Annotated in this window: 16 protein-coding genes; 11 read left to right on the forward strand and 5 right to left on the reverse strand. The window is 64.3% G+C overall.

Annotated elements, in window-relative coordinates; genetic code table 11:
* Window positions 1-7: 7 nt before the first annotated feature.
* The 9 genes from ACM6UT_RS11620 to ACM6UT_RS11660 are packed head-to-tail and all read left to right on the forward strand — an operon-like array spanning window position 8 to window position 9272.
* Window positions 8-901 carry a carbohydrate ABC transporter permease gene (locus ACM6UT_RS11620; RefSeq protein WP_416797498.1) on the forward strand — a complete coding sequence of 298 codons (894 nt, stop codon included), beginning with the start codon at window positions 8-10 and terminating at the stop codon, window positions 899-901.
* Entirely contained in the window at window positions 901-1779 is an 879-nt protein-coding gene (locus ACM6UT_RS11625; RefSeq protein ID WP_416797499.1) for a carbohydrate ABC transporter permease, read from the forward strand. The genes ACM6UT_RS11620 and ACM6UT_RS11625 overlap by 1 nt, the downstream gene beginning before the upstream one ends.
* A 4-nt stretch (window positions 1780-1783) precedes the next feature.
* Window positions 1784-2896 carry an ABC transporter ATP-binding protein gene (locus ACM6UT_RS11630; RefSeq protein ID WP_416797500.1) on the forward strand — a complete coding sequence of 371 codons (1113 nt, stop codon included), beginning with the start codon at window positions 1784-1786 and terminating at the stop codon, window positions 2894-2896.
* The gene (locus ACM6UT_RS11635) at window positions 2893-4416 is read left to right on the forward strand and encodes an FAD-dependent oxidoreductase (protein ID WP_416797501.1); all 1524 of its coding nucleotides are present in this window, start codon (window positions 2893-2895) and stop codon (window positions 4414-4416) included. The genes ACM6UT_RS11630 and ACM6UT_RS11635 overlap by 4 nt, the downstream gene beginning before the upstream one ends.
* A complete protein-coding gene (locus tag ACM6UT_RS11640) occupies window positions 4413-5171 on the forward strand; it encodes a 3-ketoacyl-ACP reductase (protein ID WP_416797502.1) in 759 nt (252 codons plus the stop codon). The genes ACM6UT_RS11635 and ACM6UT_RS11640 overlap by 4 nt, the downstream gene beginning before the upstream one ends.
* Before the next feature lie 9 nt (window positions 5172-5180).
* A complete protein-coding gene (locus tag ACM6UT_RS11645) occupies window positions 5181-6767 on the forward strand; it encodes a GMC family oxidoreductase (protein ID WP_416797503.1) in 1587 nt (528 codons plus the stop codon).
* A 1-nt stretch (window position 6768) separates the two neighbouring features.
* The gene (locus ACM6UT_RS11650) at window positions 6769-7083 is read left to right on the forward strand and encodes a Dabb family protein (protein WP_416797504.1); all 315 of its coding nucleotides are present in this window, start codon (window positions 6769-6771) and stop codon (window positions 7081-7083) included.
* A 5-nt stretch (window positions 7084-7088) separates the two neighbouring features.
* Window positions 7089-8258, forward strand: coding sequence for a dihydrodipicolinate synthase family protein (locus ACM6UT_RS11655; RefSeq protein WP_416797551.1), 1170 nt, complete (start codon window positions 7089-7091; stop codon window positions 8256-8258).
* A gap of 6 nt (window positions 8259-8264) precedes the next feature.
* Window positions 8265-9272: a LacI family DNA-binding transcriptional regulator gene (locus ACM6UT_RS11660; RefSeq protein WP_416797505.1), complete on the forward strand. Its 1008-nt coding sequence runs from the start codon at window positions 8265-8267 to the stop codon at window positions 9270-9272.
* 12 nt (window positions 9273-9284) lie between these two features.
* On the opposite strand, the gene ACM6UT_RS11665 is transcribed toward ACM6UT_RS11660, so the two are convergent.
* From ACM6UT_RS11665 to ACM6UT_RS11680, 4 genes are all read right to left on the reverse strand, one after another.
* Window positions 9285-9728 carry an SRPBCC family protein gene (locus ACM6UT_RS11665; protein WP_416797506.1) on the reverse strand — a complete coding sequence of 148 codons (444 nt, stop codon included), beginning with the start codon at window positions 9726-9728 and terminating at the stop codon, window positions 9285-9287.
* Between the two features lie 84 nt (window positions 9729-9812).
* Window positions 9813-10403 carry a dihydrofolate reductase family protein gene (locus tag ACM6UT_RS11670; protein ID WP_416797507.1) on the reverse strand — a complete coding sequence of 197 codons (591 nt, stop codon included), beginning with the start codon at window positions 10401-10403 and terminating at the stop codon, window positions 9813-9815.
* A gap of 101 nt (window positions 10404-10504) precedes the next feature.
* Window positions 10505-10927: a DoxX family protein gene (locus ACM6UT_RS11675; protein WP_416797508.1), complete on the reverse strand. Its 423-nt coding sequence runs from the start codon at window positions 10925-10927 to the stop codon at window positions 10505-10507.
* Window positions 10928-10969: 42 nt separating this feature from the next.
* Window positions 10970-12109, reverse strand: coding sequence for a DJ-1/PfpI family protein (locus tag ACM6UT_RS11680; protein WP_416797509.1), 1140 nt, complete (start codon window positions 12107-12109; stop codon window positions 10970-10972).
* Between the two features lie 127 nt (window positions 12110-12236).
* Between ACM6UT_RS11680 and ACM6UT_RS11685 the strand changes: the two genes are divergently transcribed.
* Complete coding sequence (locus tag ACM6UT_RS11685; RefSeq protein ID WP_416797510.1) at window positions 12237-13208, forward strand: GlxA family transcriptional regulator; 972 nt, start codon at window positions 12237-12239, stop codon at window positions 13206-13208.
* Between the two features lie 58 nt (window positions 13209-13266).
* On the opposite strand, the gene ACM6UT_RS11690 is transcribed toward ACM6UT_RS11685, so the two are convergent.
* The gene (locus tag ACM6UT_RS11690; protein ID WP_416797552.1) at window positions 13267-14526 is read right to left on the reverse strand and encodes a flavin-dependent oxidoreductase; all 1260 of its coding nucleotides are present in this window, start codon (window positions 14524-14526) and stop codon (window positions 13267-13269) included.
* Window positions 14527-14908: 382 nt separating this feature from the next.
* On the opposite strand from ACM6UT_RS11690, the gene ACM6UT_RS11695 reads away from it, so the two are divergent.
* Window positions 14909-16168: a glycerate kinase type-2 family protein gene (locus ACM6UT_RS11695; RefSeq protein WP_416797511.1), complete on the forward strand. Its 1260-nt coding sequence runs from the start codon at window positions 14909-14911 to the stop codon at window positions 16166-16168.
* Window positions 16169-16208 lie beyond the last annotated feature (40 nt).

Below are 16208 nucleotides of genomic sequence, written 5' to 3' on the forward strand. Positions count from 1 at the left end.
GAGACCCATGACAAGCTCAACGCGGGCCGATATGCGCACGCGCCTACAAGACTGGCTCCCGAAGGTCGTGCTCGCACCCTCCTTCGCGGTGACGCTGGTCTTCGTCTACGGCTTCATCCTGTTCACCATCTTCCTCTCCTTCACCGGATCGAAGATGCTGCCACTCTATAGCTTCGTGGGCCTCAGCAACTACACGCGGCTCTGGGCGCTTGAAAACTGGCACATTGCGATCGTCAACATCGCGATCTTCGCAAGCCTCTATATCGTCATCTGCACGGCGCTTGGCCTCGGCCTTGCAATCTTCCTCGACCAGAAGATCCGTGGCGAGGGATTCCTGCGTCCCATCTACCTCTACCCGATGGCGCTCTCCTTCATTGTCACCGGCACGGCATGGAAATGGTTCCTCGATCCCGGCATTGGGCTGGAGCGGATCATGCGGCTCTGGGGCTGGGAGAGCTTCACCTTCACCTGGATCAAGGACAATGACATGGCGATCTACACGATCGTGATCGCGGCGGTCTGGCAGACCAGCGGCTTCGTCATGGCCATGTTTCTCGCCGGGCTTCGCGGAATCGACAACGAGATCCTGAAGGCTGCCCAGATCGACGGCGCTTCCAGCCTGCAGCTCTATCGCCGCATCGTCATCCCGCTCCTGAGGCCCGCCTTCCTTTCGGCCTTCGTCATTTTGAGCCATCTGGCGATCAAGTCCTACGACCTCGTGATCGCGCTGACCGGCGGCGGCCCCGGCCGGGCGACCGAAATGCCCGCGACCTTCATGTATTCCTACACGTTCACCCGCAACCAGATGGGCGTCGGTGCGGCCTCCGCAGTCATCATGCTGATGACGATCGCCGCGATCATGGTTCCCTATCTCTATGCCGAGCTGAAGGAGAAGCACTGATGTCTGCCGTCAGCCAGGACACTGCGGTCAGAACCGGCCGCGTCGCCCGCACCTTCATCTACCTCGTGCTGCTTCTTTTTGCGCTCTTCTACCTGTTGCCGCTCTACGTCATGGGCATCAACTCGCTGAAGCCGCTCGCGGAAATCACCGGCGGCAACATGATGGCGCTGCCTCAGACCTGGACGCTGGAGGCATGGAAATCCGCCTGGTCGACCGCCCAGATCGGGGTGTCGCCGACCGGCCTCCGGCCCTATTTCCTGAACTCCATCCTGATGGTTGTTCCGGCGGTTGCGATCTCCACCATCGTCGGTGCGCTAAACGGCTACGTGCTGACGAAATGGCGCTTCAGATACGACACGATCGTCTTCGGACTGATGCTGTTTTCCTGCTTCATCCCGTTTCAGATCGTGTTGATCCCGATGGCGCTCGTTCTCGGCAAGCTGGGGCTCGCCGGCTCTGTACCAGGTCTCATCCTCGTCCACGTGGTCTACGGTATCGGGTTCACGACGCTCTACTACCGAAACTACTACGCCGCCTTCCCGACGGAACTCGTCAAGGCAGCGCAGATCGACGGGGCGGGCTTCTTCCGCATCTTCTGGCGCATCCTGTTGCCGGTTTCCGGTCCCATCACCGTCGTTTCCGTGATCTGGCAGTTCACCAATATCTGGAACGACTTCCTGTTCGGCGTTTCCTTCGGCGGGACGAGCCAGCCGATGACGGCAGCCCTCAACAACCTGGTGCAGTCGTCGACCGGGGTGAAGGAATACAACGTCCACTTCGCCGGTGCGATCATCGCCGCTCTTCCCACCCTCTTCGTCTACATCGTCGCCGGCCGCTATTTCGTGCGCGGGCTGATGGCGGGCTCAGTCAAAGGATAAGAAAATGGGCTTTCTCGACATCAACAACGTCACCAAGTCCTACGGGCAGTTCGAGGTGCTCCATCGCGTCGACATCTCGGTCGAGGAGGGCGAATTTCTCGTGCTGGTCGGACCGTCCGGTTGCGGCAAGTCCACGCTTCTCGGCATGATCGCCGGCCTCGAAAACATCTCCTCAGGCGAGATCGCGATCAAAGGCCGGGTGGTCAACGGCGTGCATCCCTCGAAGCGCAACATCGCGATGGTGTTCCAGTCCTACGCGCTCTATCCCAACATGACGGTCGGGCAGAACATCACCTTCGGGCTGGAGATGCACGGCGTGCCGAAGCCCGAGCGGGAGAAGGCGCTCGCCGAGGTCGCCAAGCTTCTGCAGATCGACCATCTCGTCGACCGCAAACCGGGCCAGCTCTCCGGCGGTCAGCGGCAGCGCGTCGCCATGGGGCGTGCGCTGGTGCGCGACCCCGATGTCTTCCTTTTCGACGAGCCGCTTTCCAATCTCGACGCCAAGCTGCGCGTCGACATGCGCACCGAGATCAAGAAGCTGCACGAGAAGCTGAAGACGACGATCGTCTACGTCACCCACGATCAGATCGAAGCGATGACGCTCTCGACCCGGATCGCGGTGATGAACAAGGGCTATATCCAGCAGCTCGGAACGCCGAAGGAGATCTACGACACGCCGGCGAACGTCTTCGTCGCGACCTTCATGGGCAGCCCGGCGATGAACGTGCTTCCGGCCCGCGTCACCGTCCGTGACGGCGTGCCCCACGCGGCTGTGATGGACGGCGAGGGCGGCGAGCAGTTCTTGCGTTTCAGCCAGCAGAACCTCGTCTCTTGGGATGGCAGGGAAATCCTTCTCGGCATCCGGCCGGAAGCAATCACCGATCCGGATGGGGCAGACCGCAAGTCGAAGAACATCGTCGGCCTGAAGAACCGGGTCGTGGTCACCGAGCCGGCCGGCTCCGACACCTTCGTCACCATGACGCTCGGGGCCAAGGACGTGATTGGGCGCATGCGCGCCGATACCGACGTCCATGCCGGCCAGGTCTTCGACTTCGCCGTCAACATGGAAAAGGCCGTCGCCTTCGACCCGAAGACCGAAGAACGCATCCGGCCATGAACGCTCGCCGCACCATCCCCGACATCGCCCCGGATATCGTCATCGTCGGCTCCGGCATGGGCGGCGCGACACTTGCGGCCGCGTTGGCGCCGAGCGGCCGGCGGATCCTCATCGTCGAGAAGGGGGAACGACTGACACCGTCTGCGGCCGACCGGGACCCTCAGGAAATTTTCGGGAAGGCGAGGTTCCGGCCGAAGGAAGAATGGCTGGACGGGGAGGGGCGTCCGTTCAATCCGGGAAATTATTACTATGTCGGCGGTAATTCCAAGTTCTACGGCGCCGTCCTCATCCGCTATCGCCGGGAGGATTTCACGCCGCTACGCCACATGGGCGGAACGACGCCGGGCTGGCCGATCGGCTACGACGAACTCGAACCCTTCTACCAGCAGGCGGAGACGCTCTTTCAGGTGCGGGGCACGCTCGGTGAGGACCCGACGGAGCCCACCCATTCCGGCCACTACGCCTATCCGCCGATTCCCGACGAACCGGCGATTGCCGACCTTCGCCGGCGGCTCGGCCGGGTCGGCCTGCATCCGGCCTCGCTGCCGCTTGGAGTCGACATCGAGCGCTGGCTCGCCGGCGGCCGCACGACCTGGGACGCCTTCCCGGACACCTGCGGCGGCAAGATGGACGCCGAGACCGCTTGCCTGTCGAAGGCGCTCGCCTACCCGAACGTCACGCTGCTGACGGGCTGTGAGGCAAAGCGTCTGCTTGCAGCCGCGGATGGCCGCATCACGGGCATTGAGGTCGAGACGGGTGGTGAACACAGGGCGATCACGGCACCGCTCGTGGTGCTTGCGGCGGGCGCGGTCCGCTCGGCGGCTCTTCTCCTGGCATCGGCCGACGACCGCCATACGAACGGGCTTGCGAACTCTTCCGATCAGGTCGGCCGCAATTTCATGAACCACAATTGCTCGGCGGTGCTGGCGCTCAATCCGCTCCGTCGCAACCCGTCGGTCTACCAGAAGACCCTGCTGGTCAACGATTTCTATCTGACGGGCGGACCGCGGGGCGAGCCGCTCGGCAATATCCAGTTGCTCGGCAAGATCACCGGTCCGATTCTTGCGGCCAGTTCGTCATTGCCGCGGCCGCTCGCGCACTGGATCGCCGCCCGGTCGATCGATCTCTATGCGATGTCGGAGGACCTGCCCAATCCCGAAAGCCGGGTGACGCTGAGGGATGGACAGATCGTGCTCGACTGGAAGCGCTCCAACTGGGAGGCGCATCTGGCGCTCGTCGCGCGTCTCAAGGCGCTCTTGCGCAAGGCCGGCTATCCAGTGGTGCTGTCGCGTGCCTTCGACCGGCGCACGCCGTCCCATCAGTGCGGCACGGCGCGCATGGGAGCCGATCCGCGGACAAGCGTCGTCGACAGCTACGGCCGCAGCCACGATCACGGCAACCTCTTCGTCGTCGACGCATCGGTCCTGCCGACCTCGGCGGCCGTGAATCCGGCACTGACGATCGCCGCCCTTGCGCTCAGGGCTGCACGGCACATCACCGAAACGGAGTTCCAACAGTGACACGGGTCGCACTCATTACCGGCGGGCAGCAGGGTATCGGCCTCGGCATCGCGGAAGCCCTGGTCGGTGCCGGCTACCGCGTGGCGCTGGTATCGCGCGCAGAGACGGACGCGCCCCAGGTCGCTGCCGCCCTCGAAAGGCTCGGGGACAAGGCACGCTATTTCCGCCACGACCTGCAGGAAATCGACAGGGTAGGCGCGGTGCTCGACTTGGTCGAAAGCGAGATGGGGCCGGTGACGACACTTGTCTCGAATGCCGGGGTGCCGGCGAAGGTGCGCGGCGACATGTTCGATCTTTCCCCGGAAAGCTTCGATTTCGTGCTTGGCGTCAATCTGCGCGGCGCCTTCTTCTTCGCTCAGGAAGTGGCCCGCCGCATGGTCGGCAGGCCCGCTGCCGTCTACCGTTCGCTGATTTTCGTCACCTCGGTCAGTGCCACCATGGCGTCGATCGAGCGGGCCGAATACTGCATCTCGAAGGCCGGTGCGGCGATGATGGCGGAACTCTTCGCCGTTCGCCTCGCGCCGCACGGCATCGGCGTGTTTGAGCTCCGGCCCGGGATCATTGCAACGGAGATGACCGCCGGCGTGAAGGACAAATACACCGCCCGGATCGAAGGCGGCCTTGTGCCCGCGCAGCGCTGGGGACAGCCGGAAGACATCGGCCGGGTGGTGGTTCCGATGGCCGAGGGGAACCTCGCCTTCGCCAGCGGCGCCGTCGTTCCGGTCGACGGCGGCCTTTCGATCCCGCGTCTTTAGGAGCATCGCATGCAGACGTCCTATGATTTCATCGTCGTCGGGGGAGGCTCGGCCGGTTCGGTGCTTGCCGCGCGGCTCTCGGAGAACCCGGATACGCGCGTCCTCTTGCTCGAGGCCGGTGGGCGCGACTGGCATCCCTTCTATCACCTGCCGGCGGGCTTTGCCAAAATGACCAAGGGTATCGGCAGTTGGGGCTGGCAGACGGTGCCGCAACGGCACATGAAGGACATGGTGATCCGTTATACTCAGGCGAAGGTGCTCGGCGGCGGCTCGACCATCAACGCCCAGATCTACACCCGCGGTAATGCGCTCGACTATGACGGCTGGCGGCAGGCGGGCTGCGAGGGCTGGGCCTACGAGGACGTGCTTCCCTATTTCCGCAAGGCCGAGGACAATGACACCTACGACAACCGCTATCACGGCAAGGGCGGGCCCTTAGGCGTGAGTAAACCGGCAGCGCCGTTGCCGATCTGCGAGGCCTATTTCAGGGCGGCCGGCGAACTCGGCATTCCCTTCAACCCAGACATGACCGGCGAAAAGCAGGATGGCGTCGGCTACTATCAGCTCACCCAGCGAAACGTCCGCCGATCGTCCGCATCGATCGCCTACCTCAATCCGGCGCGCGGCCGCAAGAACCTGACAATCCGGACGGGCGCGCAGGTTCTGAAGATTGTCGTCGAGAAGGGGCGTGCCGTCGGCGTCGAACTCGCGGGCGAGGGCGTCGTTCGCGCGGAGCGCGAGGTCATCCTCTCCTCCGGTGCGATCGGCAGTCCCCGGCTGCTGATGCTGTCCGGTATCGGGCCCGCCGATCACCTGAAATCCGCGGGCGTAGCTGTGGTCTTCGACCAGCCCGGCGTCGGGTCCAACCTCCAGGACCACCTCGACCTCTTCGTCATTGCCGAATGCACGGGCCCCCACACCTACGACCGCTATGCCAAGCCGCACCTCTCGGTGCTGGCCGGGCTTCAGTATATCCTCTCGAAGACCGGGCCGGTGGCCTCAAGCCTCTTCGAAACCGGCGGCTTCTGGTATGCCGACCCGGAGGCAAGTTCGCCGGACATCCAGTTCCATCTCGGCCTCGGCTCCGGCATCGAGGCCGGCGTCGCGGCAATGGAAAACGGCGGGGTGACGCTGAACTCAGCCTATCTGCGGCCGCGTTCCCGCGGCACGGTGCGGCTCGCCTCGGCCGATCCGCTCGCCGCGCCGCTTATCGACCCGAACTATTGGCAAGACCCTTACGACCGCGAGATGTCGATCCGTGGCCTGAAGCTCGCGCGCGAGATCATGCGGCAGGATGCCCTGAAGCCGTTCGTCAAGGCGGAGCGGCTGCCGGGCCCGGATGTCTCGACCGACGAGGACTATTTCAACTACGCCTGTGCCCACGCCAAGACCGACCATCACCCCGCCGGCACCTGCCGCATGGGCTCCGATCCGGCCGCCGTCGTCGATCCGCGCCTCAAGTTCAACGGCATCGGAGGCCTGCGCGTCGTCGACGCCTCGATCATGCCGACGGTCGTCTCCTCGAACACCAACGCGCCGACGATCATGATTGCCGAAAAGGCGGCTGACATGATCCGCGCCGACCATGGAGTGTGAGATGATCCGCCATATCGTGCTCGTCCGGTTCCGTGCGGATGTCGATGAATCGACGATCCGCGCCCTCTTCGAGGAGCTTCACGCCATCGAAGGCAAAATCGACGGCCTGCTCTCCATCACCTCCGGGCGCAGCGAAAGCCCGGAAAAGATCGAGCGGGGCTACATGCACGGCTTCGTCGCCGATTTCGCCGACTGGCCGGCGCTCGAAGTCTATCAGACCCATCCCGATCACCAGCGCTTCGGCGCCCGGCTGGTTGCCCATGCAGAGGGCGGCCTCGACGGGATCCTCGTCTTCGACCTGCCGGTTCAAAACTGAAGGATATCGCCATGATAAGTTTGCCCACCGAGGATTGCCGGATAGAGGACTATACGCTCACCGGTACGCCGCTCACGCCACGCGCGCCCTCCCGCCCGTTGACACGCACCGCCTTCGCCGCGGCGCATGTCGTCTCGGACCCGCTTCGCGAGCGCAATCCATGGGACACGCGGCCTGCGGTCGACTGGGAGGCGACGCTCGCTTTCCGTCAGGGGCTGTGGAACCAGGGGCTCGGGCTTGCCGAGGCGATGGACACCGCGCAGCGCGGCATGGGTGTCGACTGGCAGACGGCGCGCGAACTGATCGAGCGCACCATGGCCTCGGCGCGGTCGCATCCGATGAAGCCGCGGGTCGCCTGCGGCGCTGGTACCGATCACGCGGCGCCACAGGATCTGCGCGACGCGGGCGCGATCCTCGCCGCCTACGAACACCAGGCGGAGGCGATCGAGGTCGCCGGCGGACAGCTGATCCTGATGGCGTCGCGCGCCTTCCCGGCCATGGGCGCCGGACCGGAGGTCTACCGCTCGGTCTATCGCCAGCTGATCGACGGGGCGGCCGCACCGGTCATCCTGCATTGGCTGGGCGATATGTTCGACCCGGCACTTAAGGGATACTGGGGCAGCGAGGATATCGCGGTTGCGAGCGACTTCGTCCTGGCGCTGATCGCCGAGAACCCCGCCAAGGTCGACGGCATCAAGATCTCCCTACTCGACCAGGCCCACGAGGAGAACTTCCGCGCCCGTCTGCCCGAGGGCGTGCGGCTTTATACCGGCGATGACTTCAACTATGCCGATCTGATTGCCGGCGACGGCAAGCACTACTCCCACGCGCTGCTCGGCATTTTCGCGGCGATCGCGCCGGCGGCTTCGCAGGCCCTCGATGCACTGGCCGGTGGCGATCTTCAAACCTACCACCGCCTGCTGGCGCCGACGGTGCCGCTCAGCCGCGAAATCTTTCGCGCGCCGACGCGCTTCTACAAGGCTGGCATCGCGTTCCTCGCCTGGCTCAACGGCTACCAGAAGCACTTCATCATGCCGGCCGGCTTCCAGTCGAGCCGTGACATTGTCCACTACAGCGCGGTCTTTCGCCTTGCCGATCAGGCAAACCTGCTTGCCGATCCCGAGCTTGCCGTGAGAAGGATGCGTCTCCTGCTGGAGATCAACGGAGTCGAATGAGCGGCAATGGAGCGTAGGCCGACAATCGTGGATGTGGCGCGCGTCGCGGGCGTGTCGAAGTCGACCGTCAGCCTCGTGCTGCAGAGCAGCCCGTTGGTCAAGGAGGAGACGCGCCGCGCGGTGCGTGAGGCCATGGACCGGATCGGCTATGTCTATAATCGCGCCGCTGCCAACCTGCGCACCTCGAATGTCGGCCTGATCGGGCTCGTCATCAATGATCTCCGCAACCCGTTCTTCACCGAGTTTGCGACCTCGCTGCAGATGGCGCTGTCGGCCCGGGGCTACGCGACTGTGCTCGCCAACACCGACGAGGACCCGCGCATCCAGGCGCAGGTGGTCGCGGCAATGATCGAACACGGTGTCTCGGCCCTCGTCGTTTCGCCGGCCTACGACGATGACGCTTCGACCTTCGAGGCGATCGCGCGGGCGGGCGTTCCGACCATGCAGGTCCTGCGCAAGGTCAATCCGCAGGTCGACCGCTTTCCGTTCGCGGCACCGGACTACCGGAACGGAAGCCTGCTTGCGACACGGCATCTGCTCGGTTTCGCCTCGCACCGAATTGCCTTCGTCGGCGGTCTGTCGGACCGGGCGGTGACACAGGAGCGCATGGCGGGCTATCTGCAGGCGCTCGACGAAGCCGGCATGGAACCCTTCATCGTCTCGGGACGCCCGAGCCGTGCCTTCGGGCGCGAAGCCGCCGGCACGCTGACGCGTGACCACCCGGAAGTCGACGCGGCGATCTGCTTCAACGACCTCGTCGCGCTTGGCATGTTGTCGGGTTTTGCCCAGATCGGCAGGGATGTCGGGCGTTCGTTTCGTATCGTCGGCTTCGACGATATCGAGGAATCCAGCCAGGTTTACCCGACGTTGTCGACCGTCCGATGCGGCATCGCCGATTTCGGCCGGCAGATCGCCGAAACGGTTCTCGCTTGGCTGGAGGAGGACCAGCCCCCTCAGCCCGAGCGCCTGACAGCGGTCGAGCTCGTCATACGCGAAACCAGCGGAAGGGAATGACGCCCTGTCGGGCTACTGGTTGATTTCGGGTTCGACGAGTTTGGCGAGCTTGCGCAGGCATTCCTGCCAGCCGAGATAGCAGGCTTCGGGCGGGATCAGATCCGGAATGCCCCGTTGCTCGATACGCATTTCCGTTCCGACGGAAACGCCCCTGAAGACGATGGTGGTGGTCATCTCGCCCGGCAGGTTGGGATCGTCGAAGCTGTCCGTATAGACGAGACGTTCGCCGGGCACGACCTCCTTGTAGGTGCCGCCGAAGGAATGGCTGCCGCCGGTCGTGAAATTACGGAACGACATTCGGTGCTTGCCGCCTTCCCTCGCGTCGAGTTCGTGGACGGTGCAGGTGTATCCGTTTGGCGGGAGCCAGCTTGCTACCGCATCGGGCTCGACGAAGGCCCTGAAGACCTTCTTTGGCGGGGCAGTGAGGACTCGGTGCAGATTGATGGTAGCAGGCATGATCGTTTCCTTTCTGGTCAAACGGATGGAGACGGTTCGGGGCTCGCGAGCGCGCGGCCGGCGAGCGAGTGCACTTGGGGCGCCTCAGGCTCGCAGCGCGCCGACCGGGCGATAGGTGTTGATGAGCACGCCTGAGGAAGCGGGTTTCGAGCTGATGAGCGCAAGCGAGCGCGGGTTCGCTCCGTCGGGGACGATGCGCTTGCCGCGGCCGAGCAGGATCGGAAAGACGAACAACAGGACCTCGTCAACCAGGTCGTTCTCCAGCATCACGGACGGCAGCGTCGAGCTCCCCCAGAGGATCAGGTCAGGGCCGGCCTTCGACTTGGCCCGCCGAACGCCTTCCGCGATATCCGCTCCGAGATCCTCGACCGGTCCCCATGTGAGGCTGTCCGGCCTGTGGGTCGCGACGTACTTGGTCGCAGCGTTCAGGCCGTCTGCCAAAGGTCCTGTCTGCTTCGGCCAGAAGGGGGCCCAGATGTCATAGGTCCGGCGCCCGAGAAGCAGATCGAAGGGCCGGTCGTGGAGGGCGGAAATGGTTTCCCTGACTTCCGGAGAGGAATAGAGCATCGCCCAACCGCCATGCTCGAAATCGCCGTCCCGGTCTTCGTCGGGTCCGCCGGGGGCCTGAACGACCCCGTCGATCGAAATCTGTTCGAGGATTCTCAGTTTTCTCATGGACTTCTCTCCCTTGTTTTTCGCCCGGTTGCTTGAGGGCGAGTACGCAGGGGCGTCTCGATACATGTCCGGCGACAATCGCGGACCGCAAAGCCCGCCGATCAGGAATGCCGGAGGCGAAGACTCTTGCCGTCGAGACGCCAGCCCAGAACGAGCCTTGTCCCGGGGCCGTGAACGGCGGCAACCAGCAGGCCGGCGATGAACGTGAAGTGGTTGACGAAGAAGCCGAACTCCATCGGATTGCCCTCCCAGCGCGACGGCCCATGAAAGGCAAACGTCAGGAACAGGACGTAGATCACCGCCAGCGTGGCGGCTTCGGAATAGAAAGCGCCGGTGAATAAGGCCAGGGCGAGCGCCAGTTCGAAGAATGCAGCCACCCACGCGAAGAAGAGCGGTAGCGGAAAACTGATCGAGGCGATATAGCCCGCTGTCGCGCCCATGTCGGCGAACTTCATGAAGGCTGCGAGCAGGAAGGTGCCGCCGAAGAGCAGGCGAGCGACGAGAATTGCGATTGTCTTTGTCATCTCATCGGATCCCTTTGTTGGTTGCGGGAATACTGGTGGAGGTCATTGGGGTCGTGGATATTCGAGCTGCATCGCCACCACGTCGGTGGTGGGTTCGTCGTAGCGTGTAGCGATGGCCTCGAGCGTCCGGTCCAGCACGACGGCAGGCCGCTGGTCGGGGACGGTCGTGACGAGACGCCCGTCCGGCCAATTGGTCATCACGCGGTCCGGCACGATGCGAATGCCGTTGGTCGTCACCGCCGCCTGCGCCGAGGCCGCGAAGGTGGCGACCGTCGACCGATAGGTCCGGGACCAGGCATCTGCTACGAGCGCAAGCGAAACCTCGTCCATGCCGGGCCTGAGTTGGATTCCGAGCTCTTCGTTCTTCCAGAAGGCCATCCGGTTCGTCAGCACCGTTTTCGCGAAGGGACGTGTAACCTTGAACGCGCCGCTTGCGTGTCGCAGGTCCCACCGATCCAGCCCAAGATCCCGGGCGACCGCGTCTGCCTTGGGCCGTCCGGCGATCGCTTCGATCAGCGTCAGTGTCATCGGCATCGAGGCACTGATCCCGGTTGTCGTCGCGACATTTCCATCCGTGACCACGCGACGGTTCGCAACGTATTCTGTCGTCGGGCTGCGTCTCAGCATTTCGCGCAGGTAATACCAGTGTGTCGTGGCCCGCTTGCCGTCGAGCAATCCGGCGGCTGCGACCACTTTGGCGCCGGCGCAGACGCCGATGATTTTGGCGCCCTTCTCTGACTGACTCCTGATCCACCTCATTGCCGTGGGATCGTCGTCGCGGCTCATCGCCGGCACGATGACGTAGTCGGCCCCATCGGGATGCGCTGCATCGAATTCGACGACGGTCGCGTCCGGTTCGACCTTGAGTGCGGGGTAGAGCTGCACCGGACCGGGGCCCGTCGCCAGCAAGACGACGTCGGCCACGTCGGCCCGCCGCAATATGCCCGCCGGCATGAGATAGTCGGTGGTTTCGGTGGCGTCGTTGATGCCGATCACCGCGATGACCGGGCGCTCGCGCCCGGTTGGCCTCAGCGATGCGACCACGGCGCCGGTTTCCGCCTGCGGCACAGGGGGAGCCTTCGCCGCTGTCGCAGAGGGAAGGCTGAACATCCATCCTGCGAAACCCGCCGCGACCAGAACGACAAGAATAACACCACCCCAAAGCAAGAGGGTCCTAGACATGGCGGTCTGCTCCAACACCAGAATGCACTGCGTCGACCTCGTCGGCAAGCGCGACGCTTCGCGGACCTCCTGACGATACCGAGGTGTAGCTGTGGCAGAAATGACAAAATCATGCTAATTTCCGCCAATGCATCACGTGGCTTTCATCGTGTATCCGGGCTTTGAGCTGCTCGACGTCTCCGGACCGACTTCGGCCCTGAACAGCGCCAATCGCGCTCTTGGGCAGCAGGGCAGACCGGCCTTCTACAAGGTCGTGCTGGTCTCGGCTCTGGGTGGCCCGGTCGAAAGCAGCAGCGGTATTGCTATGGAAACCGTCGCGATCGGGAGGCTTCAGCCCGGGGATGTCCGGACGGTTCTCATCGCGGGCGCGGAGCGCGACCCGCTTCTCGAGGCGATGAGAGATCCCGTTCTGAGAGCGGCCATTCCCGATCTTGTCGAAAGGACCGAACGCTTCGGTTCGGTTTGCACCGGGGGCTTCGTGCTGGCAGCCCTCGGTCTTCTCGACGGTCGCAGGGTTGCGACCCATTGGGACTCCTGCAAGCCGTTTGCCGAAGTCTTTCCCGATGTGGTCGTTGATGCGGATGCGCTTTATGTCGTCGATGGCTGCCTCTGGACCTCGGCTGGGGTCACCACCGGCATTGACATGGCGCTGGCGATGATCGCGCGCGACCTCGATGCGAGGATTGCCGGGGAGGTGGCAAAACGGCTGGTTCTCTACGCTCGCCGGCCCGGCTACCAGTCCCAGTTCAGCCCGGTGCTGCAGGCGCAGGTCAAGGGCGACAGTCCGTTCGCCGACCTGATCGGATGGATTCAGGCAAATCTCGCCGAGCCGCTGGACGTCGCTTCGCTTGCCGCGCGCGCCGGCCTCACGGAGCGCACCTTCCATCGCAAGTTCGTGGCCGCGACCAGCGAGACGCCCGCTCGCTTCGTCGAGACTGCGCGGCTCGACGCGGCGCGCATGCTTCTGTCCCGCGGCCTTTCCCTGAAATCGGTAGCGGCGCAGGTCGGTCTGTTTCCACCTGCGCGGCTGACGGAGGCTTTCGAGCGACGTTTCGGCATCGCGCCGAGACTTTTCCGCGACATGCATGAGGAGTTCTGATCGACGATTCGCGAGATTCTGCCCGGCGGTGCATGGCGGGGCGTTGCTTTTCGACTGCTCACGGACGGCCGCACTGGTCGTGTCCTCGCCTGGTTTTGGCGAAGCCTGCGAGACTTGCATATCCCCGCACAACAGCCTCTCGTTCATCGAATGAAGCGATATCGTCGAGATTCTCGAACCCCTCGGGCGCACGCGCTTCGACCATGTCGATGACACCTTCCGGGCCACCCCTGCGGTTGGCAAGAACGATCTCGGACGTCTTCGGCCTGCGTTCCGCATCATAATCCGCGAGAGCCTCTTCTATCGAAGCCGCCGAGGAGAGGCGATCCGAGAAGCTACGTGCGTCGAGGATCGCCTGGCTGGCACCGTTCGAACCCACCGGATACATCGGATGGGCGGCGTCTCCCAGCAGGGTAACGCGTCCGAACGACCACCGCGGCAGCGGTTCGCGATCGCAGTTCGGGTATTCGTAGAAACCGCCGGTCGCCGCGATGATCGCTGCCGGATCGACGAAATCGAGGTGAAACCGGTCGCGAACAAACGGAAGCACTTCGGTGAGAACGCCGGGCCGGCTCCAGTCCTCGACCCGCGGCGGCAAAGTCCCGCTGTCGCCGGTCTTGGCCATCACCGCCCAGTTGGTCAGGCGCGTGTGATCCCGGCCGGAAGCCGTCGCGATCGGATAGAAGACGAACTTGGCGACGTTGCCGCCGGCGATCGCCATGGTCTGGCCGTCACCCCAGGCCGGCCACAAGGTGCAGCCGCGCCAGAGCATGATGCCGCTCCAGATCGGCGAGCCCTCCTCCGGGTAGAGCTGGGATCGCACGGCTGAATGAAGGCCGTCGGCGCCCACCAGGACGTCCCCCGAAACGGTCGAAAGAGCACCGTCGTGGCCGCAGATCTCGACGGTTACCCCTCCGCCCGACTGCGCGAAGCCGGTTACCCGGCAGGCTGTGTGAACCGCCTCTTTTCCGAGCCGCTCGACGACAGCCTTGTAGATCAAGCCCAGCAGCTTTCCGCGATGGATGCTGATCTGAGGATAGTCGTGACCTGCCTCGATCCCGCGCAGTTCACGCCATACGACCTGGCCGAAGCGGTTCGCATAGATCAGTTCGTGCGTGCGGATGCCTTGCGCATCGAGGTCCGGCAGAAGGTCGAGGCCTGCCAGTTCGCTGACGGCATGTGGCAGCATATTGATGCCGACCCCGAGTTCGCGGATGTTTTCCGCGCGCTCGAATATTTCGACCTCGATGCCCGCTTTGTGGAGGAAAAGGGCGGTTGTCAGACCGCCGATGCCGCCGCCTGCGATCAGAACCTTCATCATCCAACTCGCTGCTTCCCAACGGTTCGAAGAAGGGTATCGGGGGCGACGCCAGCCGCAAATGACAGAAGGCGCCGGATTCCTGCCAACCGCCATCGCGCTTCGGCACGCGCCGGAACAGAACCTCTGCCGGCGGTGTTCGTGGACGATAGAACTGGCGGCGAATGCGCGGCATCGGGGATTGGTCGCAGGTCGCCGGGCCGCTTTCTTCACACTCGGCTTCCCTCTCGATGGCGTTGACACGGATGCGCCAGGATTTCGGCACGCTGCAACTGTGATTTCCGTTCGCTTGCGGGCCGATAGCACTTGTACGCATGCTTATTTTGATGGAGAAATTCAGCCGCTTAATACGGAATCGAAGAAACGGGTGGGGACTGACTGCATGATCGATGATCCGGACCGCTTCCTGCGGCAGCTTTTTGACCGAGCGGTCGAGGTCGCAGACCCGATGCGTTCCCTCAAGGCTTTCCTGCCGCCGAAACCCGAAGGGCGCGTGATCGTCGTCGGTGCCGGCAAGGCGAGCGCGCGAATGGCGGAGGCGGTCGAGGCGGAGTGGGGTCCGTGCGAGGGTCTCGTCATCACGCGCTACGGTTATGCACGGCCCTGCCGGGGCATCGAAATCGTCGAGGCCGCCCATCCCGTCCCGGACGAAGCGGGGCTCGTAGCGACCCGCCGCATGCTGGACTTGCTTGCGACGGCAAAGGAGGGCGAATTCGTTCTGGCGCTGATTTCCGGCGGCGCGTCGGCACTTCTGGTGCAGCCCGTCGAGGGTGTCTCGCTTGCCGACAAGCAGGCGGTCAATGCGGCCCTTCTTGCCTCCGGCGCGCCGATCGACCGGATGAACACCGTGCGCAAGCACTTGAGCCGGGTAAAAGGCGGCCAGCTTGCCGTCGCCGCCTATCCGGCGCGAATGCTGGCGCTGATGATCTCCGATGTCCCCGGTGACGACCCGGCGTTCATCGGCTCGGGGCCGACGGTCGGCGAACGCTCGACCCGTGAGGAGGCCCTCGACATTCTGCGGCAATGGAAGATCGACGTTCCGGTGAGCGTGCGGGAGGCTCTTCACCGGCCGAGCGGGATCGTACCGCCGGGAGACCCGAGGCTTTCCAGGGTGGAAAACATCATCTACGCGGCCCCCCGGCAGTCGCTGAATGCGGCGGCGGGGCTTGCCGGACAGGCCGGATGCGCGGTCCATATGCTGGGTGATAGCCTCGAAGGCGAGGCGCGCGAGGTGGCGGCCGCCCAGGCTGAACAGGCCCTTGCGATAAAGGCGGGAATGAAGCCCGGCGATCCTCCGGCCTTGCTGCTCTCTGGCGGCGAACTCACCGTAACCCGGCGAGGCAAGGGCGTCGGCGGCCCGAATGCCGAATTCTGCCTGGCGCTGGCACTGGCGCTTAAAGGCGCCGAGGACATCCACGCGATCGCCTGCGATACCGATGGTGTCGACGGCGCGGCGGAGGTGGCGGGCGCCGTCATCGGTCCCGATACGCTTGCGCGCGCGCAGTCACTCGGTGTCGATCCTGAAAAGGCGCTGGCGGAGAACGACGCTCACAGCTTCTTCGGGGCGATCGGCCGCCAGGTGGTGACCGGGCCGACGCTGACCAATGTGAACGATTTCCGGGCGATCCTGATCCTGCCCTGAAACGGGAAAGCCCGAGGACATGCAACGCATACCCTCGGGC

Source organism: Ciceribacter azotifigens, from assembly GCF_048159625.1.
Taxonomy (GTDB): Bacteria; Pseudomonadota; Alphaproteobacteria; order Rhizobiales; family Rhizobiaceae; genus Allorhizobium; species Allorhizobium azotifigens.